Source organism: Achromobacter sp. AONIH1 (genome assembly GCF_002902905.1).
Classification (GTDB): Bacteria; Pseudomonadota; Gammaproteobacteria; order Burkholderiales; family Burkholderiaceae_B; genus Achromobacter.
Genome location: NZ_CP026124.1, coordinates 904,250 through 929,572 on the forward strand (window position 1 = coordinate 904,250; position 25,323 = coordinate 929,572).

Here is a 25,323-nt window from a genome sequence, read left to right on the forward strand (position 1 = left end):
TCATGAAACACGCCGGTCACCATGATGATGACCGGCGGCACAGTATGAAACCGTAAATTGATCCCGCTATTATCGACGAAAAGCGCCTGCCGCGCCAACGCCATTCGTGACAAATCTATCTCTGCGGTCCGCCGATTTGCCTGATGTTCGCGCCTGATGGCGGCGCGTTCCGCGACTTTCTGGCGTATCCGCCGCCCCGGGAGCTAGGCCAGCGGCCGCAGCGCCCAGGTAACGGCCAGCCAGAGCAGCGCCAGGGCCGCCGCCGCGATGAAGACCGCATTGGCGCCCGAGTGCGAGGCCAGCCAGCCGCCCAGCGCGCCGCCGGTGAACAGGCCGGCGGCCTGGGCCGTGTTGTAGAAGCCCAGCGCCAGGCCCTTATAGGCCGCCGGCGCCACCCGCGACACCAGCGACGGCTGCAAGGCTTCGAGCACGTTGAACACCACGAAAAAGCCGGTCAGGGCCATGGCGAAACCATAGAAACCCTGGCTGGCCATCGGCAGCAGCGCGCACACCAGCGCCAGGCCGGCCACGGCCGCGCGCAGCGCGCCGCGATGGGCGCGGCGCTTTTCCGCCACGAACACGACCGGCACCATCAGCACGAAGGACACCAGGATGACCGGCAGATAGACCTTCCACAGTTCGCGCGCGTCCAGCCCGCCGGCCTTGGCCAGCAGCGCCGGCGCGACCACGAACAGCGCCACCTGCACCAGATGCAGCACGAATACGCCGAAGTTCAGCCGCAACAGGTCGGGATGCAGCAGCACCTCGCGCGGCCGGGCCGCCTGCATGGCGCGGGCCTGGGTGCGCGGCACCACCGGCACGACCCAGCGCGCCACGGCCAGGCAGACCACGCCCAGACAGGCGATGGTCCAGAACAGGCCCGACAGCCCCCACCAGCCCACCAGCACGGGCGACAGCACCAGCGAGACGGCGAAGGACAGGCCGATCGAGCCGCCGACCATGGCCATGGCGCGGGTGCGCACCTCGTCGCGGGTGGCGTCGGCCAGCCAGGCGGTGACGGCGGCGGAAATGGCGCCCGCGCCCTGGATGGCGCGGCCGATGGTGATCCAGAACACGTCCGACGCCTGGGCACAGACCACGCTGCCGGCCACGAACAGCAAAAGGCCGGCGATCACCACGGGCCGGCGGCCCCAGCGGTCGGACGCCAGCCCGAAGGGAATCTGCATGAAGGCCTGGGTCAGGCCGTACATGCCCAGCGCCAGGCCCACGCGGGCCGGATCGTCGCCGCCGGGCAGGCCGCGCGCCGCCACCGCGAAGACCGGCAGCAACAGGAACAGCCCCAGCATGCGCGCCGCGAACAATCCCGCCAGCGCCACGCTGGCGCGGCGCTCGGAAGGGGTCAATTTCAGTTTGGTTTCTGCCGGCATGCGGATTATTGGACGGTAATGGCCTCGAAGCGGCCCCTCGGCAAACCTGGCGGACCAACCTTGAACGCGGGACTACTCGGCGCGCTATAGTACCAAGTTGGCCTGCGATGCCAGGACGACGGACGCAATCGATGGACTCGACGATACGCATACGGGGTGCGCGCACCCACAACCTCAAGAACGTCTCGCTGGACCTGCCGCGCCACAAGCTGGTGGTGGTGACCGGCCTGTCCGGCTCGGGCAAGTCCTCGCTCGCCTTCGACACGCTTTACGCCGAGGGCCAGCGCCGCTATGTCGAGAGCCTGTCGGCCTACGCCCGGCAGTTCCTGCAACTGATGGACAAGCCGGATGTGGACCTGATCGAGGGCCTGTCGCCGGCCATCTCGATCGAGCAGAAGGCCGCCGGCCACAACCCGCGCTCCACCGTCGGCACCATCACCGAGATCCACGACTACCTGCGCCTGCTGTACGCGCGCGTCGGCACGCCGTATTGCCCGGACCATGGCCTGCCGCTGCAGGCGCAGAGCGTGAGCCAGATGGTGGACGCCGTGATGGCCTGGCCGGCCGACACCCGGCTGGCCGTGCTGGCGCCGATCGCGCGCGGCAAGAAAGGCAGCTTCGAGGACGAATGCGCCAGCCTGCAGGCGCAGGGCTATGTGCGCCTGCGGGTGGACGGCCAGCTGCTGGAAATCGACGGCATGGCGCCGCTGAAGAAATCCGAGAAGCACGACATCGACGTGGTGATCGACCGCCTGCGCATCAAGCCCGAGAGCAAGCAGCGCCTGGCCGAGAGTTTCGAAACCGCCTTGCAACTGGCCGAGGGCCGCGCGCTGGCGCTGGACATGGACAGCAGCCGCGAACAGGTCTTCTCCAGCCGCTACGCCTGCCCGGTCTGCAGCCACAGCCTGCCGGAACTGGAGCCGCGGCTGTTCAGCTTCAACAACCCGATGGGCGCCTGCCCCAGCTGCGACGGCATCGGACAGGTCGGATTCTTCGACCCCAAGCGCGTGGTCGCCTTCCCCGAGCTGAGCCTGGCCGCCGGCGCGATCCGAGGCTGGGACCGCCGCAACGCCTTCACCCACTCGCTGCTCACCAGCCTGGCCGCGCACTATGAATTCGAGATCGAGGCGCCGTTCGAGGAACTGCCCGAGGACGTGCGCCAGAAGGTGCTGTACGGTTCGGGCGACGAAGAGATCTCCTTCGTCTATCTGAACGAAAAGGGCCGCAGCACGGTCAAGCGCCACACCTTCGAAGGCGTGATCCCGAACCTGGAGCGCCGCTGGCGCGAGACCGATTCGGCCACCGTGCGCGAAGAGCTGGGCAAGTACCGCAACATCAAGACCTGCCCCGATTGCGGCGGCTCGCGCCTGCGGCCCGAGGCCCGCAACGTGCTGATCGGCCAGGATCCGCGCGGCGGCGAACGCCAAGGCCAGGCCATCTACGAAGTCGAGGCCATGCCGCTGTCGGCCTGCCTGGCCTGGTTCCGCGACCTGAGCCTGGCCGGCGCCAAGCAGGAGATCGCGCAGCGCATCGTGCGCGAAATCGAGGCGCGGCTGAGCTTCCTGAACAACGTGGGCCTGAACTACCTGTCGCTGGACCGCAGCGCCGACACGATTTCCGGCGGCGAGGCCCAGCGCATCCGGCTGGCCAGCCAGATCGGCTCGGGCCTGACCGGCGTCATGTACGTGCTGGACGAGCCGTCCATCGGCCTGCACCAGCGCGACAACGACCGCCTGATCGGCACGCTGCAGCACCTGCGCGACCTGGGCAACAGCGTGATCGTGGTCGAGCACGACGAGGACATGATCCGCATGGCCGACTGGGTCGTGGACATGGGCCCCGGCGCCGGCGAGCACGGCGGCCAGGTGGTGGCGCAGGGCGATCCCGAAGCGGTGCAGCGCGACCCCGCCTCGCTCACCGGCCAGTACCTGAGCGGCGCACGCGCCATCGCCATTCCGCAACGCCGGCCGGTCAACGACGAGCTGCCGTGGCTCACGCTCACCGGCGCCACCGGCAACAACCTGAAGAACGTGGACCTGCGCATCCCCGCCGGCCGGCTGGTCTGCGTGACCGGCGTGTCCGGCTCGGGCAAGTCCACGCTGGTCAACGACACCCTGGCCGTGGCCGTGTCGCGCCAGCTGCACCACGCGCAGAGCGAACCCGCGCCCTACGCGGCCATGCAGGGCCTGGAGCACTTCGACAAGATCATCAGCGTCGACCAGAGCCCCATCGGCCGCACGCCGCGCAGCAACCCGGCCACCTACACGGGCCTGTTCACGCCGATCCGCGAGCTGTTCGCCGGCGTGCCGGAAGCGCGCACGCGCGGCTACGATCCGGGCCGCTTCAGCTTCAACGTGAAGGGCGGACGCTGCGAGGCCTGCCAGGGCGACGGCGTGGTCAAGGTGGAGATGCACTTCCTGCCCGACATGTACGTGCCCTGCGACGTCTGCCACGGCAAGCGCTACAACCGCGAAACGCTGGAGATCCGCTATCGCGGCCGCAACATCAGCGAGGTGCTGGACCTGACGGTGGAACAGGCGCTGGAATACTTCGAGTCGGTGCCGGCCATCGCGCGCAAGCTGCATACGCTGATCGACGTGGGCCTGTCCTACATCCGACTGGGCCAGAGCGCCACCACGCTGTCCGGCGGCGAGGCGCAGCGCGTCAAGCTGTCGCTGGAGCTGTCGCGCCGCAGCACCGGGCGCACGCTGTACATCCTGGACGAACCCACCACCGGCCTGCATTTCCGCGACATCGAACTGCTGCTGCAGGTGCTGAACCAACTGGTGGACAGCGGCAACACCGTGCTCATCATCGAACACAACCTGGACGTGATCAAGACGGCCGACTGGCTGGTCGACATGGGCCCGGAAGGCGGCGACGGCGGCGGGCGCGTGGTCGCGCAAGGCACGCCCGAAACCGTGGCGGCCACCAAGACCAGCCATACCGGCCACTACCTGGGCAAGGTGCTGCGCCGCGCGGCCAGCTGAGTTTTCACCCTCATAGAACGCGACACATGTACACCCTGATCATCGGCAACAAGAATCTCTCTTCCTGGTCCATGCGCCCCTGGCTGGCGCTGCGCGCGGCGGGCATTGCCTTCACCGAGCAGAAACTGGCGTTCAACACCGAGGCGTTCGCCCGCGGCGTGGGCGAAGTTTCGCCCGCCGGGCTGGTGCCGGTGCTGCTGGATGACGAATTCGCGATCTGGGATTCGCTGGCCATCTGCGAATACCTGGCCGACCGCCATCCCGAGGCCGGCCTGTGGCCTGCGCAACCCCAGGCGCGCGCCCGCGCGCGTTCGCTGGCGGCGCAGATGCACAGCGGCTTCGCCGCGCTGCGCCAGGCCATGCCGCTGAACGTGGCGGCGCGCCTGCCCGCCGCCGAATTCTCCGACGCCGTCCGGCAGGACATCTCCCGGATACTGGACCTCTGGCAGGACGCGCGCGCGCAGTTCGGCCAGGGCGGACCGTTCCTGTTCGGCGCCTTCTCCATCGCCGACGCGTTCTACGCGCCGGTGGTGTCGCGCTTCACCACCTATGGCGTCAGCGTCACCGGCGACGCGCGCGCCTACATGGATGCCGTGCTGGCGCACCCCGCCATGCAGGAATGGATCCGCGACTCGCAGGCCGAAGCGGCCGCGTGACCGCAACCGAGGCGCGCTGAGACGCCTGGCCGCGAGGCAGCGCGCAGCCGGTCCGCATCAAACCGGCGCGCGCTCAATCGCGCAGGCGATCGCTCACGAAGGCGCGCAGCAGTCCCATCGCCGGCGCCTCGGTGCGGCCGGCCAGCGTCACCAGCGCGAACTGCGCATGACTGTCCAGCGGCGGATCGAGCATCAGCTCGATCAGCTCCCCCGACAGGATGCCCTCGCGCGCCGCCGCCACGATGCCCAGGAACACCGCGTCCGACGCGCGCACCGTCTCCAACAGGCTGCCGATCTCCTCGCAGCGCAGGCGCACGGCGGTCTTGGGATCGGCGCCGATGCCGTAGCGGTCGATGAGGATACGCGCGGTGTCCGCCGGCAGGAAGGTGGACGCCAGCGGGTACGCCGCCACTTCGGCGAAGCGCGGTGGCCTGGACAGCGCCGCGAGCGGATGGCCGCTGCGGCAGATGAAGCCGGCGCGCATCTGCGATACCGGTTCGATGCGCAGGTCCGCCGACGGCGCGATGCCGCGGATATCCACCACCAGCGCATCCAGTCTGCGCGTGCGCAGCATGCCCAGGTGCGCTTCCTGCGACCCGCGCATCACCTCGATGCGCAGCTGCGGGTGCTGCTGCGCCACATGCACCAGCAGCGGCGTCAGCAACAGCACGCCCGGTCCCGAGCCCAGCGCGATGCTGATGGTGCCCTGCCCGCCTTGCGTCAACAGATCCGTGCTGCGGCGCAGCTCGGCCGACTCGAACAGGATGCGGCGCGCGCGGCTGGCCACGGTCAGTCCCAACGGCGTCAGCTCGGTGCGCTTGCCCATGCGGTCCAGCAGCCGCGTGCCCAGGTCTTCCTCCAGCAGGCGGATGCTGCGGCTCAACGCGGACTGCGTGAGATGCAGACGCTCGGCCGCGCGGCTGAACGAACCGGCCTCGGCCACGGCCAACAGGTGCTCAAGCTGCTTGAGGTTCATGTCCAGGTATGAGTATTTTTTCTACATCCCAGAATAACAAGTCGTTAGACAACTAGCGAGCACTGTCCCTAGGATTCCGGATACTCATAACACTTCAAGGGAAACACGTATGGGCACGCTATCCGGATGCCTGCGCCTGGCCGGCTGTATGCTGGCGCTCGGCGCCACGCTGATGAGCCAGGGCGCGAGCGCGGCGGACTACCCCAGCCGCCCCGTCATGATGATGGTCCCCTACCCCGCCGGCGGCGCGTCGGACGCCATCGCCCGCGTCGTGGCGGCGCCCACGTCCAGGCAGCTGGGCCAGCCGGTGCTGGTGGAAAACCTGGGCGGCGTCAGCGGCGCACTGGGCGCGCAGAAAGTGCTGTCGGCCCGCGCCGACGGCTACTACCTGTTCCAGGGCTCGCCCAACGAACTGATCCTGGCGCCCCTCGCCAACGCCAGCGTCAAGCTCAAGAGCGAGGACTTCCAACTGGTGCAGATGATCGGCCTGGCGCCGCTGGTGATCGTGGCGCGCAAGGACCTGCCGGCCAACAACGCCGATGAACTCGTGAAGCTGGCGCGCTCGCGCGCGGCCACGCAGCCGCTCAGCTTCGGCAGCGTGGGCGTGGGCTCGCTGTATCACGTGCTGGGCGAACACATGGCGCGCACCATCAGCGCGGAAATGATGCACGTGCCCTACAAGGGCGGCGCGCCGCTGATGCAGGACATGGGCGGCGGCCAGGTCGATTTCGCCATCCTGCCGCTGGCGCAGCAGCACGTGGCGCTGGCCGAGCAGGGCCGCGTCAAGCTGCTGGGCACGCTCAGCCCGCGCCGCAGCGCCCTGCCCGCGCTGGCGGCCGTGCCGTCGGTCAACGAAGGCGAGCTGCTCAAGGGCTTCAACTTCACCACCTGGACCGGCTACTTCGTCAAGCGCGATACCCCGGCGGACGTGGTGGCGCGGCTGCACGCCGCGCTCAACGCCGCGATGCAGGACGCCGAGGTCAAGCGCGGCCTGGAGACGCAGAACATCGAGGTGTCGGCGCCCATGACCCCGGCCGAGGCCGACGCCATGTACCAGGCCGAGACCGTGCGCTTCCGCGAAATTTCCAGCCATGTGAAACTGGCTGACGCGCCCTGACCGCCCCAAGCGCCACCTACTCAAACGGAGACACACCGACATGCATCCGATCCTTGAAACCGTCACCCAAGGCGCCGACGAATTCGTCGCGCTGCGCCGCGATATCCACCGCCATCCCGAACTGGGCTACCAGGAATTCCGCACCAGCGACCTGGTGGCGCAATGCCTGACGCAATGGGGCTATGAAGTCGAACGCGGCCTGGGCGGCACCGGCGTGGTCGGCCAGCTGCGCCGGGGCAAGGGCGGCAAGCGCCTGGGCCTGCGCGCCGACATGGACGCGCTGCCGATCCAGGAAGCCACCGGCCTGGAACACGCCAGCTGCAACGAAGGCATCATGCACGCCTGCGGCCACGACGGCCACACCGCCATGCTGCTGGCGGCGGCGCATCATCTGGCCAGGCATGGCGAGTTCGACGGCACGCTGAACCTGATCTTCCAGCCCGCCGAGGAAGGACTGGGCGGCGCCAAGCGCATGATGGAGGACGGGCTGTTCAGCAAGTATCCCTGCGACGCCATCTTCGCCATGCACAACATGCCCGGCCATCCGCAAGGCCACCTGCTGCTGCGCGACGGCGCGGCCATGGCGTCCTCGGACAACGTCACCATCACACTGGAAGGCGTGGGCGGGCACGGCGCGATGCCGCATTGCGCCGCCGATCCGGTGGTCGCCGGCGCGGCCATCGTCATGGGCCTGCAGAGCATCGTGGCCCGCAACGTCGATCCGCTGCACATGTCGGTGATCACGGTGGGCGCCTTCAACGCCGGCAAGGCCAACAACGTCATTCCGCAGACGGCCACGCTCAAGCTCAGCGTGCGCGCGCTGGACCGCGACGTGCGCAACCTGCTGGAAGACCGCATCACCGAGCTGGTCCACAACCAGGCCGCCAGCTACCAGGTGCGCGCCACCATCGACTACAAGCGCGGCTATCCGGTGTTGGTCAACACCGTCGCCGAAACCGATTTCGCGCGCCAGGTGGCGCTGGAACTGGTGGGCGCGGACCAGGTCGTGCCGCAGACGCGGCCGCTGACCGGCAGCGAGGACTTCGCCTTCATGCTGGAGGAAGTGCCCGGCTCGTACCTGCTGGTCGGCAACGGCGATGGCTCGCCGGACGGCTTCAACAGCGGCCACGGCGCCTGCATGGTGCACAACCCCGGCTACGACTTCAACGACCACAGCCTGCCGGTGGGCGCGGCGTACTGGGTGCTGCTGACGCAGCGCTTCCTGAGGGGGTAGGCCCACCCCCGAAGCGCTGACGCGCTTCCCCCTCAAGGGGGCATGCCTGCGGACCGGCAAAGCCGGCTCCGCGGCATCCCGATGCAACAATACCGGTCGCAAGCGCTGCGGCCGCGCCGTGGAAACCAATGTGTGTTTACGCCATCTCGAACAGGCGCTTGTGTTCGCGGATGGCGTAGCGGTCGGTCATGCCGGCGATGTAGTCGGCGATGGCGCGCGCCTGTTCGTTGAAGGCCGGCCGGCGGTAATCGGGCGGCAGCAGGCGCGGGTCGTCCAGGAAGGCCGCGAACAGCTCGCGCACGATGCGGCGCGCCTTGGTGGTCATGCGCAGCACGCGGTAGTGGCGGTACAGATTGTCGAACAGGAATTTCTTCAGCTCGTCGGCCTCGCGCCGGATGCCGTCTGAGAAACCGGCCAGCGGCGGCGCGCGCCGCACGTCGTCGGCGCTGGCCGGCGCATGCTCGGCGATGCGCGCCAGCGAGGTGCGGGTCAGGTCGGTGATCAGCGTGTTGATCATGCGGCGAATGGTTTCCGACACGGCGCGGCGCGACGGCAGCTCGGGATAGCGCGCCAGCACCTCGGCGTGATGACGGCCGAAGATGGCCACATCCTGCATCTGCTCGACCGTGATCAGGCCCGACCGCAGGCCGTCGTCAATGTCGTGGTTGTTGTAGGCGATCTCGTCGGCCAGGTTGGCCAGCTGCGCCTCCAGCGAGGGCTGGGTGCGCTCCAGGAAGCGCACGCCCACCGCGCCCAGTTGGCGCGCGTGCGCCGCCGAGCAGTGCTTGAGGATGCCTTCGCGCGTCTCGAAGCACAGGTTCAGGCCGTTGAAGTCGGCGTAGCGCTCTTCCAGCTCGTCCACCACGCGCAGGCTCTGCAGGTTGTGCTCGAAGCCGCCGGCCTCGGGCGCCAGCTCGCGCATGCAGGCGTTGAGTTCGTCCTGCCCGGCGTGGCCGAACGGCGTGTGCCCCAGATCATGGGCCAGCGAGATGGCCTCGGTCAGGTCTTCCGACAGGGCCAGGCTGCGCGCCAGCGTGCGCGCGATCTGCGCCACTTCCAGGCTGTGGGTCAGGCGGGTGCGGAACAGGTCGCCTTCGTGGTTGACGAAGACCTGGGTCTTGTATTCCAGCCGCCGGAACGCGCCGGAATGCACGATGCGGTCGCGATCGCGCTGGAACTCGGTCCGATTTTCCGGCGGAGGCTCGGCATGGGTCCGACCGCGCGATCGGGACGGGTCGGATGCATAGGAAGCCAATTCGTTCATCTGCACAGCACCGTCTCCTGTCACGGTTGTCGGTCTAGCCGGTGGTCCGGGCCAATACGGCGCGCACCGCCTCGTCGGGCGCCGCGCGGGTCACGGCCTCGCCGATGCGGGTCATGAGCACGTAGCGGATCGAGCCGCCCTCGGTCTTCTTGTCGACCTGCATCAGGTCCAGCCAGCGGTCGGCGCCGAGGTCGGGCGCGGTGACCGGGCAGCCGATGCCTTCGACCAGCGCGCGCACGCGCGCGACGTCGGCGCGCGCAAAGCCCGCCACATCGGCCGACAGCTCGGCCGCCTGCACCATGCCGCAGCCCACGGCCTCGCCGTGCAGCCAGGCGCCGTAGCCCAGGCCCGCCTCGATGGCGTGGCCGAAGGTGTGGCCCAGGTTCAGGATGGCGCGCAGGCCGGACTCGCGTTCGTCCTTGCCCACCACCTGCGCCTTCAGCTCGCAGGAGCGGCGGATGGCGTAGGTCACGGCGTCCGGATCCAGCGCGCGCAGCTTGGGCGCGTTCAGTTCACACCAGGCCCAGAATTCCGGGTCCAGGATCAGGCCGTACTTGATCACCTCGGCCAGACCGGCCGACACTTCGCGCGCCGGCAGCGTGTTCAGCACGTCGGTATCGATCTCGACCGCCACCGGCTGGTAGAACGCGCCGATCATGTTCTTGCCCAGCGGGTGGTTGACCGCGGTCTTGCCGCCCACCGAGGAATCGACCTGCGCCAGCAGCGTGGTCGGCACCTGCAGGAAGCGCACGCCGCGCATGTAGACGGCGGCCGCGAAGCCGGTCATGTCGCCGATCACCCCGCCGCCCAGCGCCACCAGCACGCAGCGCCGGTCCAGCCGCTGCGACAGCAGCGCGTCGAAGATCAGGTTGAGCGACTGCCAGTCCTTGTAGGACTCGCCGTCGGGCAGCTCGATGCGCAGCACGCGCTTGCCGGTACGCGCCAGCGCCGCCTCGGCGCGCTCGCCGTACAGCGCCGCCACGGTCGGGTTGGTGACCACGGCGATGGCGGTGGCGTCGGCCGGGATGCATTGATCCAGGCGGTCCAGGCGGCCGGGGCCGATATGGATGGGGTAGCTGCCCCCGGGAGTGTCGACCTCGACTACATTCATATGCGCTTCTCGAAAGCTTGCAATTGCGGCAACAGACCCTTGACCAGGGTCTGGATGGGCGTGGAACCGGTCTCGACCACCAGGTCGGCGACTTCGCGGTAGTAAGGCTCGCGGCGGGTCATCAGGTCGCGCAGCGTGCCCTTGGGATCGGCCGTGGCCAGCAGCGGGCGGTTGCGGTCGCGGCAGGTGCGGCGGAACAATTCGTCCACGCTGGCCCTCAGATAGACGACGATGCCGCGCTCGTGCAGCCGCTGGCGGTTTTCCGGCGCCAGGATGGCGCCGCCGCCGGTGGCGAGAATAATGTTGCGCCGTTGGGTACACTCTTCCAGTGCGGCGGATTCCCGGCGACGGAAACCGGCCTCGCCCTCGATTTCGAAGATTACCGGCACACGCACGCCGCAACGCGCCTCCAGCTCATGATCCAGATCGACGAAGTCGCGCCCCAAGGCGCGCGCCAGGCTGCGGCCTATGGTCGTCTTGCCCGCCCCCATCATGCCCACCAGGAACACGGGCAGGTCATGCGGCAGGGTCACGGCCTTGCCGGCGCATTCGGCGGCGCAGGGCTGGAGTTCGGGCGCCTCGCCGGAGGGCGCCAGGTCCGGGTCAGCCTCCGGACATGAGCTTGCGGATACGTTCATGACGGCAATTATCACATTGCCGCCAGTTGCCCGCGCGCCACACTGAACGATATTGTTACAGAAACCGGCTTCCCGCTCCCAGGCGGGACCTGAGATACCCGTAAAATCGCCGCGATGAGCAAGCCCCAGAATTCCTCCAAGAAAGACAAGCCCGCCAAAGGCGGTTCGCCGTTCCTGCGATTTTTCGTCAAGGCGGGCATTTTCTGCGCGGGCCTGTTCCTGTGCGGCGTGCTGCTGGCCGGCATGGCGCTGGCGCTGGCCTGGCCCAACCTGCCCGACCTGAACGCCATGACGGATTACCGCCCTCGTGTGCCGCTGCGCGTCTACACGGCGGACCGGGTGCTGATCGGCGAGTTCGGCGAAGAGCGCCGCAACGTGCTGCGCTTCAACGAAATCCCGGACGTGATGAAGTCCGCGGTGCTGGCGGCCGAGGACGACCGCTTCTACCAGCACGGCGGCATCGACTGGGTCGGCGTGGTGCGCGCCGGTCTGACCAACCTCGTCAACATGTCCAAGACGCAGGGCGCCAGCACGATCACCATGCAGGTGGCGCGCAACTTCTACCTGTCGTCGGAAAAGACCTACTCGCGCAAGTTCTACGAGCTGCTGCTCACATTCAAGATCGAGTCCCAGCTCACCAAGGACCAGATCCTTGAGCTGTACATGAACCAGATCTACCTGGGCCACCGCGCCTACGGCTTCGCGGCCGCGTCGCGCACCTATTTCGGCAAGCAGCTGTCGGACATCACGCCGGCCGAGGCCGCCATGCTGGCCGGCATTCCCAAGGCCCCGTCGCGCTTCAACCCGATCGCCAACCGCCCCCGCGCCGAGCTGCGCCAGCGCTACGTGCTGGGCCGCATGCAGTCGCTGGGCTACCTGACCGAGGCCGAGTACAAGCAGGCGATGGCCCAGCCCATCGTGATGAAGTCGGCCGAAGGGACGCCCGCCGGCGGCTACGCCATCCACGGCGAATACGTGGCCGAGCTGGCGCGCCAGCTGCTGTTCAACGTGTACCAGGACAACGTCTATTCGCGCGGCCTAAACATCTACACCACGGTCCAGTCCAAGGACCAGGAAGCCGCCTACCGCGCCGTGCGCGAGGGCGTGCTGGAATACACCCGCCGCGCGCCCTACCCCGGTCCGGAAGAGCAGCTCGACCTGCCCGCCGGCACCGAGAGCAACCCGCAGGCGCTGGATGACTTCCTGGATGGCGTGTTCGACAAGTTCAGCGACAGCGGCGACCTGCTGACCGCGCTGGTGCTGTCGGCCAGCCCCACCGAGGTGAAGCTGGCGCGCAGCTCGCGCGAGATCATCACCATCACCGACAAGAAGGTGCTGGGCGTGGTGGCGCGCGCGCTGAACGACAAGGCCAAGCCCGAACAGCGCATCAAGCGCGGCTCGGTGGTCTACATCCGCAAGTTCGGCGACAACTGGGAAATCATCAACCTGCCGGCCGTGCAGGCGGCCTTCGTCGCCCTGTCGCCGCAGGACGGCGCCATCCGCGCCATGGTGGGCGGCTTCGACTTCTATCGCGGCAACTTCAACCGCGTGACCCAGGCCTGGCGCCAGCCGGGCTCGAACATCAAGCCCTTCATCTACGCCGCCTCGCTGGAACGCGGCCTGACGCCGGCCACGCAGATCTCCGACCTGCCGTTCGAGCTTTCGGCGGCCCAGACCGGCTCCAAGGCCTGGACGCCCAAGAACTACGGCAACCAGTACGAGCCCATGCTGACGCTGCGCCAGGGCCTGTACAAGTCCAAGAACATGGTGTCGATCCGCATCCTGCAGGCCATCGGCCCGCAGTACGGCCAGGACTACCTGACCCGCTTCGGCTTCGACAAGGCCCGCCAGCCGGCGGTGCTGCCGCTGGCGCTGGGCGCGGGCTCGGTCACGCCGCTGCAGGTGGCCGGCGCCTACGCGGTGTTCGCCAACGGCGGCTACCGCATCACGCCCTACCTGATCGACCGCGTGACCGACAGCAACGGCAAGGTCATCATGCAGTCCAAGCCGGTCGTGGCCGGCGACGCGGCGGCCCGCGCCATCGATCCGCGCACCGCCTGGATCATGGACGACATCCTGCGCGGCGTGGCCACCTACGGCACCGCCGCCCGCGCGCGCGTGCTGCTCAAGCGCAACGACATCGCCGGCAAGACCGGCACCACCAACGAATCGGTGGACGCCTGGTTCTCGGGCTACACGCCCTCGCTAGTGGCGACCTCGTGGCTGGGCTTCGACCAGCCCAAGTCGCTGGGCTCGCGCGAGACCGGCGGCGGCGTCGCCATGCCGATCTGGGTGGACTACATGCAGACCGCGCTCAAGGGCGTGCCCGAGGAAAAGCCGCGCCCCCGCCCGGACGGCATCATCGTCGAGAACGGCGAATACTATTTCTCGGAATTCCCGCCGGGACAGGCGGTGGCCCGCCTGGGCCTGCCGCAAGCCGACACGCTGGGCGAGTTCCTCAACGGCCTGGGCGGCGGCGGCGAGGACAACAGCATCAAGGTGGCGCCGGGCGTCGGCGCCCAGGGCAACGCCCCCTGGTCGCAGAAGATACCGTTCTGATCGTGAAAAAAGCCGGCTCTGACAGAGCCGGCTTTTTCATGGCCGGGCCGCCGCCCGACGGGTGTTCGCGTCCGGTCGGGCGGCGGCTTCGAGAGAAGCCCGCGCGGCGGACGGCGCGATGCCTCGCGGGAACGGCTACAGGCGGATCGTCACCGGCACGCCGGCGGCGGCCGAACAGATCTGCGACAGCGCATCCGGCAGCTGCGGACCGCCCCGCGTGTCATTCCAGTGCTGGCCGTCGAAGCGATAATGGAACCCGCCGCTGCGCGCCGCGACCCACAGCTCCTGCATGGCGGCCTGGCTGTTCACCACCACGTGGGTGTTGTCTTCGAACACCATCGTCAGCACATTGCCGCTGCGGCTGGTCTCGACATCGACATCGAGCGAAGCCGCCCAGTCATCGGCCTGGCTTTCGATGCTGTTCAGCACCTGGTCGATCAACGCAAGAAATTCGGTTTCGGTCATAATCGAGCCTGCAAGAATTACGGAGTTCCCAGTGTCCCAATTGGCATATAGCCGCATGGCTCTTCGCATTGTAGCCACGCTCGTGGCGACCGGCCTGGTCGCGGCCTGCGGTTACAAGGGTCCTTTATACATGCCGACGCCCGATGGCAAGCCGCCGTCGACCGCCAAGCAGCAGAAACAGCAGCAGCCGATCATCCCGCCCGCCCCCGCGCTGCCCTGACGCGCCAGGACGGCATGCGCCTGGGCAGCCAGGCGCGGCAGACAACAAAAAGCCCCCGCATGGGGGCTTTTTGCTGGGCGCAATCCCGGCCGATCAGAGCTGGCCGTAGGAATGCAGGCCCGACAGGTACATGTTCACGCCCAGGAAGGCGAAGCCGGTGATCAGCAGGCCGGTCAGCGCCCAGTACGCCGCCATGGTGCCGCGCAGGCCCTTGATCAGGCGCATGTGCAGCCAGGCCGCGTAATTGAGCCAGACGATCAGCGCCCAGGTTTCCTTGGGATCCCACTGCCAATAGGCGCCCCAGGCGTCGGCCGCCCACAGCGCGCCCAGGATGGTGGCGACCGTGAAGAAGGCGAAGCCGATGGCGATGGCGCGATACATGATGTCGTCCAGCACCTCCAGCGACGGCAGCGCGGCGGCGATGCGGCGCCGGCCCAGCAGGATGGCGCCGACGATCACCGCGCCGATGCCGAAATACAGCATCCAGGTGGCCGACAGGCCTTCCGAGCGGAACACCATGGGTTCGGCGCACAGCAGCACGCCCAGCACGAACAGCGGCGCCAGCTTGAGCCAGGACGAGGTCTGGCCGTGCTGCTTGACCAGGTAGGCGAAGCCCACCATGGCCGCCAGCGAGAAGGTGCCGTAGCCGATGAAGTTGGCCGGCACGTGCAGCTTCATCCACCAGCTCTTGAGCGCCGGCACCAGCGGCTGGATCTGCCCGGCGTCGCGCGTGAACGAATACCAGAGCAGGAACACCACCGCCGAGGTCACCACCAGCAGCACGAAGCCGCCCAGCGCGCGGGTGGCGTACTTGCGTTCGTAGTACAGGTAGAACAGGGCCGTGATCAGCGCGAACAGCACGAACACTTCATACAGGTTGCTGACCGGGATGTGCCCCAGGTCCGGGCCCATCAGGTGGCCTTCGCGCCAGCGCACCAGCATGCCGGTGGTGCCGGCGAACACCGCGCCCCAGGTCAGCGCCGTGCCCAGCCAGGCGGCCGTGGGGCTGAAGAAGCCGATCCAGTAGCAGACCATGGCCAGCGCGAACAGCGCGCTCATCCACAGGATGGCGGATTGCGACGAGAACAGGTACTTCAGGAAGAACACCTGCTCGGCGCGCGCCAGGTCGTTGCCGTAGAGCATCAGCGCCACGCCGGCCGCGATGGCACAGGCCACCATCAAGCCGCGCAGCGGACGCCACAGCCAGCCCAGCCAGGCCAGCGCCGGCACGGTGCCGCAAAGGATGATCTTCTCGTAGTAGTCCATGGCGCCGCCATGGCGCATGAGCGCATAGCCCGCGCCGGCCGACAGCAGCAGGAAGAACACGAGGTCGGTCCAGTCGGGCCGGCCGCGCTGGGCGCGGCTGTCGCCGGTTTCGGACAGCCCGTCCTGCCACAGCGTTTCAGGCGAGGAGGAATGCGTGGTGGTGGTCGTCGTGGACATGGAACCCTCAGGACCTATTCTGGCGCAGCAGCGCCGCTTTGAACCGCTCGAACTCCTGGTTGAAGTCGAGTGTACGCTTCTGCGATGTCATGGCGGCCAGGATGCCGCTGCCGCCATCCTGCGGCTTGACCCAGATCCAGATGCGGCGGTCACGAATATAAAACATCGCGAACACGCCCAGCACCAGCAGCAGGCTGCCCAGGTAGACGGCGCGCTTGCCCGGCGTGCGGCTGACCTGGAACACGCTGGCCTGGACATGCTTGAAGTCCGCCAGCGACAGGAAAACCGGGGCCGGATACACCGTCAGGTCCGACAGCGCCGCCACGGCCAGCCGCGACCAGACCGCCGCGCGCTCGCCGTCCGGACCCGAGGTCGCCACCGGCGGCAGGCCGGCGCGCTCGCGCTCGATGGCGCGCAGCTCGTTCATGCTGGCGCCGATCAGGCGGATCACCACGTCGGCGGCGCGCTCCAGGTCGGCGGGCGGCGTGTTGGCTTGCAGGAACGCGGCCACGGCCTGCAGGCCGCCGCCGGCGAAGGTTTCCAGCGCGCGCTCGGCGGCCGTCTGCAGCGGCTGGCGGTCGGCGCCCGACGGGCTGTTGCGCTCGGCGAAGCGACGCGCGGCTTCCTGGCGCGCCGCCGGATCGGCCAGCGTGGCGCGCAGGCGCATGAATTCGGCGACCGAGCTGTCGTCGTCCGCCGGGATGCGCAGGTAGCGGAAGGACTCGGACGCGTTGTTGCGCACACCGGCCAGGAACACCGTGGCGCCGTCCAGTTCGACCGGCAGCATGTAGTTCTGGAATTCGTGCGCCTGACCGGCGTCGTCGATCAGCTTGTACTCGACGCTGGGGCCGACGTTGCGCAGGTTCTCGTTCTTCTTGCCGGCGGCGCTGCCAGCCACCGAGGCCACGTGCTCGGCGAAGCTCTGGTTGCCGCCCTTGGGGTCGCCGCGCGTCAGGTCCTCGACGTTGATCGGGCGCAGCGCGGTGATCTCCACGCCCATGCTGCGCGGACCGCGCGCGGTCTGGGCCGACACTTCGGTGGTCTTGCCCACGGTGCCGTCCACGGTAAAGGTCGCGTCGCCCGCGCCCACCAGCGGATAGCCCTTGAGCGCCACCGTGCTGCCGCCATCATCGAAGCTGGACTGGTAGACCGTCATGCCCTTGAAGCGCAGCGGCTCATTGACCTCGATGGTGGACTCGAAGCTCTTGCCGGTGTCGGGATCGGTGACCACCACTTCGCTGGCGAAGCGGCTGGGCATGCCGGTGGAGTAGTAATCGACGACGAATTTCTTGAGCTTGAGCGTGAAGGGCATGGGCTGCACCAGCGCGCCGTCGCCCACCATGACCACGGCGGTGGAGGCCTGGCCGTCCTCGGGCACCAGCACGCTGGCGCGGAAGCTCGGGTTGTTGACCGACAGCCGGCCGCTCTCGGGCACCTCGGAGATCAGCATGTTCTCGACGATGGGCTTCTTGCCACCGAACATGACCTGCAGCCGCACCGGCAATTCGCTGTCGAGCAGCCCGCCGATGCAGATGATGACCATGGCCGCGTGAGCGAACACATACCCCAGGCGGTTGGCGCTGCCCTTCTTGGCCGCCAGCAGCACGCCGTCGCCGTCCCGGCGCTCGCGCACCGCGTAGCCGAAGCGTCCCAGGAGCGTCTTAAGGCCCGTCACCGTGCTCGGCACGTCGGTGGGTTCCTGGCTTTCGACGCGGTGCGGGAACGCGCGCAGGCTGCTGGCGCGGACGTGCTCGCGGAACGAGCGCGCGTCGCGCAGCATCTTGGGCGCGTTGCGGATCAGGCAGACAGTGGTCGACACCACCAGGAAAGCCATGATCAGCAGGAACCACCAGCTGTTGTAGACATGCCAGATCGAGAACTTGTCGAACACCTCGTACCAGAACGGACCGAACTGGTCGATGTAGTTGCTGGATGAGCGGTTCTGCTGCAGCACCGTCCCGACCACGCTGGCCACGCAGATGAACATCAGCAGGCTGACGGCAAAGCGCATCGAGCCGAGCAACTCGAAAAAGTCGCCGGGCAGGCTGCGCAGGGAGGGACGGGTATGGGTACGGGTCGAATTCATGAAAAAAGGGGGACCGCGCTGTCGGCTGCCCCCCTCATAGACTGGCGCGAGGCGATCTGGTTCCTCGCGCCCGTGTTGACGACGCGGACGAGCCGCGCGCGGGATGGTCCGCTAGCGCAGGCCCGCGGCGTAGTCGGCCACGGCCTTGATGTCGGCGTCCGACATGCGATCGGCGATGGCGTGCATCACGTCATTCGCGCGGTCGCCGCTGCGGAACAGCTTGAGCTGCTCTTCGATGTACATCGGGAACTGGCCCGACAGACGGGGGTATTGGCCGGGAAGTCCGGCGCCATTGGCAGAATGGCATGCCGCGCAGGCCGGCACGTTGCGTTCGGGCAAACCGCCGCGCCAGATCTTTTGACCCAGATCAACCAGCTTCTCCTGGCCAGCCGTGGCGGGCTGCTTGAGCGGCTGCTGCGCCAGGTACAGCGCGATGTTTTGCATGTCGGCCGGCGTCAGGTTCTGCGCCATGGCGGTCATGGGGGTCGGATTGCCGCCGGCGCCATTGCGCACGGGCAGCTTGGCGCCCTGCTTGACCTGGAAGTCGGTCAGCTGCTTGACGAGGTATTCGTGGGGTTGCGCGGCCAGGTTGGGGTTCACCGGGATGGTGCTGTTGCCCGCCGCGCCATGACAGGAGGCACAGGCGATGATGCCGCGCGAGGCGTCTCCCTGGTCGAACAGCTGGCCACCCTTGGCAGCATCGGGTTTGGCCGGACCGGCCGCGCCCTCGGCGGCGAAACTGGCGGTAGATAAGGCGGAGGCGCCGAGCAACAGCCCGCTCGCAACCAACATCCGGGACAGCACACGCTTCATGAAGACCTCGCGACAATCGCACGATCAAGGCGCAAATGGCGCCCACGCCTGCCCGCACACCCTGGAAAGCCGTAACGAACCTGTTCTGCCAGTTTTGCCTGCCGAAAACCGCTGCTGGCAGTGGGCAAAAAAGACGGCTCCGCGCACGGGACCACTGTTGCAAACGCCGGATTATACAATAGGGGCTGAAACCAACCGCACCCAAAAGCCCTGTCGTGTCCCTCCTCCATCGCGCCTCCTTCCTCACTTCCGCGGCCCGCCTCGACCAGCTGCCGGCCGCCAGCGCGCCGGAAGTCTGCTTCGTCGGCCGTTCCAACGCCGGTAAATCCACGGCGATCAACGTGCTGTGCAACCAGCGCCGGCTGGCCTTCTCCAGCAAGACGCCGGGCCGCACGCGGCTGATCAACATGTTCGGCCTGCCCGATCCGCTGGACCCCGAAGGCCACATCGGCTTCCTGGTCGACCTGCCCGGCTACGGCTACGCGTCGGTGGCCCGCAACGAAAAGGAGAAGTGGGCCGACATCCTGGGCGGTTATCTGCGCGACCGGGAATCGCTGGCCGGCATCGTGCTGCTGATCGACATCCGCCGCGGCGTCACCGAGCTGGACCGCCGCCTCGCCAATTTCATCGCCCCCACCGGACGCCCGGTGCTGGCGCTGCTGACCAAGGCCGACAAACTGCCGTATGGCCAGCGCATGCGCACCATCTTCGCGGTCCGCAAGGATCTCGCGGACATCGGCGCGCTGCACACCATCCCCTTCTCGGCCACCGAGCGCATCGGCCTGGAAGAGGCCGCCTCCCACATCGAGAATTGGATTTCCCCCAAGGTCGTACCATGAACCCGCAGATCATCGCCCCTGAGTTCCCGGTTTCCCGTCCCCGTCGCCTGCGCCGCGACGACTTCACCCGCCGCCTGGTGCGCGAGAACGCGCTGACGGTCAACGATCTGATCTACCCGGTCTTCGTGGCCGAAGGCAAAGGCCTGCAGCAGGCCGTGCCCTCGCTGCCGGGCGTGGTGCGCTACTCGCTGGACACGCTGCTGCCGGTGGCCGAGGAATGCGTGGCGCTGGGCATCCCGGTGCTGGCCCTGTTCCCCGCCATCGATCCCGCGCTCAAGACGCCCGACGGCATCGAGGCCACCAATCCCGACGGCCTGATCCCGCGCGTGGTGCGCGCGCTGAAGGAACGCTACCCCGAACTCGGCGTGCTGTGCGATGTGGCGCTGGACCCGTACACCAGCCACGGCCAGGACGGCGTGATCGACGCCAACGGCTACGTGGTCAACGAGCCCACCGTCGAGATCCTGGTCAAGCAGGCGCTGACGCAGGCCGCGGCCGGCGTGGACATGGTCGCGCCCAGCGACATGATGGACGGCCGCATCGGCGCCGTGCGCCGCGCGCTGGAAGCGAACGGCTACATCCACACGCAGATCATGGCCTACTCGGCCAAGTACGCCAGCGCGTTCTACGGCCCGTTCCGCGACGCCGTGGGCTCGGCCACCAACCTGGGCAAGTCCAACAAGATGGCCTACCAGATGGATCCGGCCAACCTGGACGAGGCGCTGCGCGAAGTGGCGTCCGACCTGCAGGAAGGCGCCGACATGGTCATGGTCAAGCCCGGCATGCCGTACCTGGACGTGCTGCGCCGCGTCAAGGACGCCTTCCGCGTGCCGACCTTCGCCTACCAGGTCAGCGGCGAGTACGCGATGATCAAGGCCGCCGCCGCCAATGGCTGGCTGGACCACGACAAGGTCATGATGGAAGCGCTGCTGTCGTTCAAGCGCGCCGGCGCCGACGGCATCCTGACCTATTTCGCCATCGAGGCCGCGCGCCTGCTCTCGCGCCCGCGCTGAGCCGCGCTCAGGGCCGGGCCTTGCCCGGCTCGCCGGCGGCGCCCGCCGGGCTGGCGCCGCGCCGCAATCCCAGCCAGGTGCCGCCCAGCACGCAGGCCAGCCCGGCCGCGTGCGTGGCGCCCACCTTCTCTCCCAGGAACAGCGCCGCGAACAGCAGGCCGAAGATCGGCAGCCAGTTCAGGAACAACGAGGCGCGGCTGATGCCCAGCCGCGCGATGCCGCCGTTCCACAGGATGTTGCTGATGCCCGAGGCCACCACGGCGGAGAACATCAGCACCAGCCACGGCCACCACGCCATGCTCCAGGACTCGGCCCGGTAGGTGGATGGCGCCGTACCCGCGTGCGCGGCCAGCATCAGCCCGCCGGCCAGGTACATGTACCAGAGCATGGCCAGCGGCGCCATGCTGCGCGACATGCGCTGGATCACCAGCCCGCCGCACACGAACACCACCACCGCCAGGAAGACCATGGCATCGCCCCAGCCGGCCGCGCCCAGGGCCTTGCCGCTGCCCAGCACCACCAGCGCCACGCCGGCCAGGCCCAGCAGCGCGCCGCACACGCGCGCCGGCGTCAGCCGCTCGCGATAGAACACCGCGGCCAGCACCGCCGACAGCAAGGGACTGGTGGCCATGATCAGCGTGCCATTGGCGGCCGAGGTCAGGCCCAGCCCCGCCACCAGCGCCGCCTGGTGCGCGTACACCACCAGGAATCCCGCCAGCGCCAGCCAGCCCAGCTGCGCGCGCGTCAGCTTCGGGATGCGGCCGCCGCGCACCTTGATGATGAGGGTGACGACAAGCAGCGCGATGACGATGCGCACGGCCGCCAGGATGCGCGCGTCCATGTACTGCGTCAGGTACTTGACCGCGACGATGTTCAGGCCCCACGTGGCCATGACGAACAGCAGTTGCAGATAGATGAAGCCGACGCGGTCATTGCCCGCATCAAGGGTTGGGGACGTCACGGCGTCGGCCTGCGCGTAGGGTGGGTTGCGGATGAAGAGCGCCGCCCGCGCGGCGCCGCCGACATGGTAGCGCGGCGGCCCGTCGGGCTCAATGCGATCCCAGGTAGGCCGCGCGCACCTTCGGGTCGGACAGCAGCTGCGCGCCGGTCCCGCTGAGCGTGACGCGACCGGTCTCCAGCACATAGGCGCGGTCGGCCACGCCCAGCGCCTGGTTCGCCATCTGCTCCACCAGCACGATCGTCAGTCCGTCGTCGCGCAACTGCCGGATGGCCGCGAAGATGTCCTGCACGATCAGCGGCGCCAGCCCCAGCGAGGGCTCGTCCAGGCACAGCAGGCGCGGCTCGCACATCAGCGCCCGCGCCATCGCCAGCATCTGCTGCTCGCCGCCGGACAGCGTGCCGGCCAGCTGGTCGCGCCGTTCGCGCAGTCGCGGGAACAGCGCATAGCCCCGCTCCACGCCGGCCGCGATGGCATCGCGATCCTTGCGCCGCGCATAGCCGCCCAGCAGCAGATTGTCGTAGACGGTCTGGTCGGCGAACACGCCGCGCCCTTCCGGCGACAACGCCAGGCCCAGCCCGACGCGCTGGTGCGCCGGCAGCTGCGTGATATCGCGGTCCATGAAGGTGATACGACCGTCCTGCGCCGGTTCCAGCCCGGCCACGGCCTTGAGCAGCGTGCTCTTGCCGGCGCCGTTGGCGCCGATGATGGTGACGATCTCGCCCGTGCGGATCTCAAGCGACACATCGCGCACGGCCTGGATCGCGCCATAGGACACGCGCAGGGATTCAAGTTTCAGCATTTCGTTCCCGCCTCAGGCCATGCCGGCGCCGAGATAAGCTTCGATGACCCGCTTGTCGGCCTGTACCTCGGCGGGCTTGCCTTCCGCGATCTTGACGCCGTAGTCCAGCACGATCACGTGATCGGAGATCGCCATCACCAGGTCCATGTGATGCTCGACCATCAGCAGCGTGATGCCGCAGGACGCGCTGATGCGCGCCAGCAAGGCGCCCAGCTCGGCGGTCTCCTGCGGATTCAGGCCGGCGGCGGGTTCGTCCAGCAGCAGCAGCGAGGGCTCGGTCGCCAGCGCGCGCGCCAGCTCCACGCGCCGCTGCAGGCCGTAGGGCAGGCTGCCGGCCGGCGTGTCGGCCAGATGCGACAGGCCCACCATGGCGATCAGTTCACGGGCGCGCACCCGCGCCAGCCGTTCCTGCTCGCGCGCGCCGGGCAGGCCCAGCAGCGAGACCCAGAAACCGTTCGTCATGCGGCTGTGGCGGCCCAGCAGCACGTTGTCCAGCACCGACAGTTCGCCGAACAGGCGCAGGTTCTGGAAACTGCGGCCCACGCCCAGCACGCAGATCGCGTGCGGCCGCGCGCCGGCGATGTCGGCGCCGCGATAGCGGATCACGCCGCTGTCGGGCAGGACCACGCCGCTCAGCATGTTGATCAGCGTGCTCTTGCCGGCGCCATTGGGACCGATCAGCGCGTGCACATGCCCGCGCCGCAGGCAGAACGAGATGTCCTGCGCCGGCTTCACGCCGCCATAGGATTTGCACAGGTTCTCCACCACCAGCAGCAGGTCTTCCCGCGCGGGCGCGCAGGGCTTGGCGGCGTCTGGCGTCGCCGTCGCGGCGGGCGGCGACGCGACGCCCGGTTTCGCGTCCGCCTCGTCGACGCGGCGCGGACGGCGCGCGAACAGGCCCATCACCCCGCCCGGCATCACGTACAACGCGAACAGCAGCAGCGCGCCGTAGAAGAAGTGCTGCACGGATGGCCAGCGCGCCAGCAGCGCGTCCACCACGGTCAGCACGATGGCGCCGACCGCCGGCCCGGCCTTCGAACCCGCGCCGCCGAACAGCACCAGCAGCAGGATGAAGATGGACAGGTTGAAGCTGATGAAATCGGAATTGATGTACTGGTTCTGCTGCGCCACCAGCGCGCCGGCAATGCCGCAGGTCACGGCCGCCACCACGAAGGCGATGACCTTGGCGCGATAGACCCGCACGCCCACCGACGACGAGGCGATCTCGTCAGCCTGCACCGACAGCAACGCGCGGCCGAAGCGTCCTTGCAGCACGTTGGCCAGCAGCAGCTGCGTGGCCACGCACAGGATCAGCGCGAACCACACCCATTGCTGGTTGCTGAGCGGATTGCCGTTCCAGGTCGGCGGCAGGATGCCGAACAGGCCCGACGGGCCGCCGAACACGTCCACCCATTCGGTGATGATCTTTTCCATCACGATGCCGAAGGCCAGCGTCACCATCGCCAGGTAGGGGCCCTTGACCCGCAGCGACGGCAGCGCGATCAGCACGCCGAACACGCCCGCGACCACGGGCGCGGCCGCCAGCGCCAGCCAGGGATCCACCTGCCAGCGCGAGGTCAGCAGCGCCGCGGTGTAGGCGCCGGCGGCGAACAGGCCCGCCTGCCCCAGCGACTTTTGCCCGGCATAGCCCACCAGCACGTTCACGCCGGCCGCGCACAGGTAGTACACGCAGGACATGAACAGGATGCGCAGGTAGTAGTCGTTGTCCACCAGCGCCGCGCAGGCGGCCAGCGCCGCCGCCACCGCCAGGGTGGCCAGGGTTTGTCCGCGCCGCGTCATACCTTCTCCACCAGGCGCTTGCCGAAGAGGCCCGTGGGACGCACGGCCAGCACCAGGATCACCAGCGCGAAGATCGCCACTTCGCGCCACTGCGACTGCCACAGGTTCAAATAGGATTCCAGCAGGCCCAGCACGAAGCCGCCCAGCACGCAGCCGCGCGGATTGGTCAGGCCGCCGATCATGGCGCCGGAAAAGCCCTTCAGGCCGATCGCCAGCCCCATGAAGATCGAGGCCGAGGTGATCGGCGCCACCAGGAAGCCGGCCAGGCCCGCCAGCGCCGAGCTGGCGAAGAAGGCGCCGATCATCACCGCGTTGACGTTGATGCCCATCAGGTTGGCCACCGCCGGATTGGCGGCGACGGCGCGCATCGCGCGGCCCAGCATGCTGCCGTTCATGATGCGGTCGAACGCCAGCATCACGATGACGGCCACGGCCAGCAGCAGCAGCTCCTGCGTGCGCACGCCCGCGCCGAACACGCGGATCACCTCGTCGCCGAACGGCGCCGGCACCGTCACGGGCGCCGGCCCCCACACGGCGAAAGCCGCGCTTTGCAGCAGGATGCCGAAGCCCAGCGTGCTCATGACCCAGGCCATGCCCGGCCGCGCGGCGAAGGGCCGCACGCCGAACACATACAGCAGCACGCCCAGCAGCCCCATCGCCAGCGCCGCCGCGACGGCGGCCAGCAGATACTGCCAGCCGGTCAGGTCCAGCCCCGTGAAGGCGGCCGTGGTGGCCGGCTTGCCGGCCAGCAGGAACAGGGCCCCCACGCCGACGAACGCGCCCACGGACACGAACTCCCCATGCCCGAAATTCAGCGTGCGCGTCGTGGTGAAGGTGATGCTGAATCCCAGCGCCACCAGCGCATACGCGCCTCCCACGGCGAGCCCGCTGACGAGCGCCTGCAACAACGTCGCCATCATGATGGCCCCCTCTTCTTTCCCGGCCCCGCGC

21 protein-coding genes are annotated in these 25,323 nt (G+C 68.5%); 8 read left to right on the forward strand and 13 right to left on the reverse strand.

The window, feature by feature from the left end:
* Window positions 1-203: 203 nt before the first annotated feature.
* Window positions 204-1,388 carry an MFS transporter gene (locus C2U31_RS04135; protein ID WP_103271691.1) on the reverse strand — a complete coding sequence of 395 codons (1,185 nt, stop codon included), beginning with the start codon at window positions 1,386-1,388 and terminating at the stop codon, window positions 204-206.
* Window positions 1,389-1,519: 131 nt separating this feature from the next.
* Here C2U31_RS04135 and uvrA point away from each other — a divergent pair, with 131 nt between their 5' ends.
* Both uvrA and C2U31_RS04145 read left to right on the forward strand, forming a co-directional pair.
* Entirely contained in the window at window positions 1,520-4,378 is a 2,859-nt protein-coding gene (uvrA, locus tag C2U31_RS04140) for an excinuclease ABC subunit UvrA (protein WP_103271692.1), read from the forward strand.
* A gap of 26 nt (window positions 4,379-4,404) precedes the next feature.
* Window positions 4,405-5,034, forward strand: a complete 630-nt coding sequence (locus tag C2U31_RS04145; protein ID WP_103271693.1) for a glutathione S-transferase family protein — start codon at window positions 4,405-4,407, stop codon at window positions 5,032-5,034.
* Window positions 5,035-5,107: 73 nt separating this feature from the next.
* Here the strand turns inward: C2U31_RS04145 and C2U31_RS04150 are convergent, their stop codons facing one another.
* Window positions 5,108-6,010: a LysR family transcriptional regulator gene (locus C2U31_RS04150; RefSeq protein ID WP_103271694.1), complete on the reverse strand. Its 903-nt coding sequence runs from the start codon at window positions 6,008-6,010 to the stop codon at window positions 5,108-5,110.
* Window positions 6,011-6,119: 109 nt separating this feature from the next.
* Here C2U31_RS04150 and C2U31_RS04155 point away from each other — a divergent pair, with 109 nt between their 5' ends.
* Complete coding sequence (locus tag C2U31_RS04155) at window positions 6,120-7,127, forward strand: tripartite tricarboxylate transporter substrate binding protein (protein ID WP_103271695.1); 1,008 nt, start codon at window positions 6,120-6,122, stop codon at window positions 7,125-7,127.
* 40 nt (window positions 7,128-7,167) lie between these two features.
* Window positions 7,168-8,361: a M20 aminoacylase family protein gene (locus tag C2U31_RS04160; protein WP_103271696.1), complete on the forward strand. Its 1,194-nt coding sequence runs from the start codon at window positions 7,168-7,170 to the stop codon at window positions 8,359-8,361.
* A gap of 136 nt (window positions 8,362-8,497) precedes the next feature.
* Here C2U31_RS04160 and C2U31_RS04165 read toward each other — a convergent pair whose 3' ends face one another.
* Genes C2U31_RS04165 through C2U31_RS04175 form a run of 3 tightly spaced genes read right to left on the reverse strand, consistent with a single transcriptional unit; the run spans window position 8,498 to window position 11,374 of the window.
* Window positions 8,498-9,625 carry a deoxyguanosinetriphosphate triphosphohydrolase gene (locus C2U31_RS04165; RefSeq protein WP_103271697.1) on the reverse strand — a complete coding sequence of 376 codons (1,128 nt, stop codon included), beginning with the start codon at window positions 9,623-9,625 and terminating at the stop codon, window positions 8,498-8,500.
* Window positions 9,626-9,659: 34 nt separating this feature from the next.
* Window positions 9,660-10,736 (reverse strand): 3-dehydroquinate synthase, encoded by a 1,077-nt coding sequence (gene aroB / locus C2U31_RS04170; RefSeq protein WP_103271698.1) that lies wholly within the window; start codon window positions 10,734-10,736, stop codon window positions 9,660-9,662.
* The gene (locus C2U31_RS04175; protein ID WP_103271699.1) at window positions 10,733-11,374 is read right to left on the reverse strand and encodes a shikimate kinase; all 642 of its coding nucleotides are present in this window, start codon (window positions 11,372-11,374) and stop codon (window positions 10,733-10,735) included. The genes aroB and C2U31_RS04175 overlap by 4 nt, the downstream gene beginning before the upstream one ends.
* Before the next feature lie 114 nt (window positions 11,375-11,488).
* Between C2U31_RS04175 and C2U31_RS04180 the strand changes: the two genes are divergently transcribed.
* A complete protein-coding gene (locus C2U31_RS04180; protein WP_103271700.1) occupies window positions 11,489-13,933 on the forward strand; it encodes a penicillin-binding protein 1A in 2,445 nt (814 codons plus the stop codon).
* A 135-nt stretch (window positions 13,934-14,068) separates the two neighbouring features.
* Here the strand turns inward: C2U31_RS04180 and cyaY are convergent, their stop codons facing one another.
* On the reverse strand, window positions 14,069-14,398 hold the full coding sequence (cyaY, locus tag C2U31_RS04185) for an iron donor protein CyaY (protein ID WP_103271701.1): 330 nt from the start codon (window positions 14,396-14,398) through the stop codon (window positions 14,069-14,071).
* Window positions 14,399-14,453: 55 nt separating this feature from the next.
* Between cyaY and C2U31_RS04190 the strand changes: the two genes are divergently transcribed.
* Window positions 14,454-14,618: a lipoprotein gene (locus tag C2U31_RS04190; protein ID WP_233772643.1), complete on the forward strand. Its 165-nt coding sequence runs from the start codon at window positions 14,454-14,456 to the stop codon at window positions 14,616-14,618.
* A gap of 93 nt (window positions 14,619-14,711) precedes the next feature.
* Here C2U31_RS04190 and ccsB read toward each other — a convergent pair whose 3' ends face one another.
* From ccsB to C2U31_RS04205, 3 genes are all read right to left on the reverse strand, one after another.
* Complete coding sequence (gene ccsB / locus C2U31_RS04195; protein ID WP_103271703.1) at window positions 14,712-16,061, reverse strand: c-type cytochrome biogenesis protein CcsB; 1,350 nt, start codon at window positions 16,059-16,061, stop codon at window positions 14,712-14,714.
* A gap of 7 nt (window positions 16,062-16,068) precedes the next feature.
* Entirely contained in the window at window positions 16,069-18,147 is a 2,079-nt protein-coding gene (locus C2U31_RS04200; protein WP_199770951.1) for a cytochrome c biogenesis protein ResB, read from the reverse strand.
* A 111-nt stretch (window positions 18,148-18,258) separates the two neighbouring features.
* Entirely contained in the window at window positions 18,259-18,960 is a 702-nt protein-coding gene (locus C2U31_RS04205) for a cytochrome c (protein WP_103271704.1), read from the reverse strand.
* Between the two features lie 215 nt (window positions 18,961-19,175).
* On the opposite strand from C2U31_RS04205, the gene yihA reads away from it, so the two are divergent.
* Both yihA and hemB read left to right on the forward strand, forming a co-directional pair.
* The gene (yihA, locus tag C2U31_RS04210; RefSeq protein ID WP_103271705.1) at window positions 19,176-19,799 is read left to right on the forward strand and encodes a ribosome biogenesis GTP-binding protein YihA/YsxC; all 624 of its coding nucleotides are present in this window, start codon (window positions 19,176-19,178) and stop codon (window positions 19,797-19,799) included.
* A complete protein-coding gene (gene hemB / locus C2U31_RS04215) occupies window positions 19,796-20,812 on the forward strand; it encodes a porphobilinogen synthase (RefSeq protein ID WP_103271706.1) in 1,017 nt (338 codons plus the stop codon). Before yihA ends, hemB begins: the two co-directional genes overlap by 4 nt.
* Before the next feature lie 7 nt (window positions 20,813-20,819).
* Here the strand turns inward: hemB and C2U31_RS04220 are convergent, their stop codons facing one another.
* The 4 genes from C2U31_RS04220 to C2U31_RS04235 all read right to left on the reverse strand — a co-directional run bounded on the left by C2U31_RS04220 (window position 20,820) and on the right by C2U31_RS04235 (window position 25,292).
* Complete coding sequence (locus C2U31_RS04220) at window positions 20,820-21,713, reverse strand: DMT family transporter (RefSeq protein WP_103276250.1); 894 nt, start codon at window positions 21,711-21,713, stop codon at window positions 20,820-20,822.
* Between the two features lie 148 nt (window positions 21,714-21,861).
* A complete protein-coding gene (locus C2U31_RS04225) occupies window positions 21,862-22,572 on the reverse strand; it encodes an ABC transporter ATP-binding protein (RefSeq protein ID WP_103271707.1) in 711 nt (236 codons plus the stop codon).
* Window positions 22,573-22,584: 12 nt separating this feature from the next.
* Window positions 22,585-24,372, reverse strand: a complete 1,788-nt coding sequence (locus C2U31_RS04230; protein WP_103271708.1) for an ATP-binding cassette domain-containing protein — start codon at window positions 24,370-24,372, stop codon at window positions 22,585-22,587.
* On the reverse strand, window positions 24,369-25,292 hold the full coding sequence (locus C2U31_RS04235) for a branched-chain amino acid ABC transporter permease (protein ID WP_103271709.1): 924 nt from the start codon (window positions 25,290-25,292) through the stop codon (window positions 24,369-24,371). Before C2U31_RS04235 ends, C2U31_RS04230 begins: the two co-directional genes overlap by 4 nt.
* Between the last annotated feature and the right edge of the window lie 31 nt (window positions 25,293-25,323).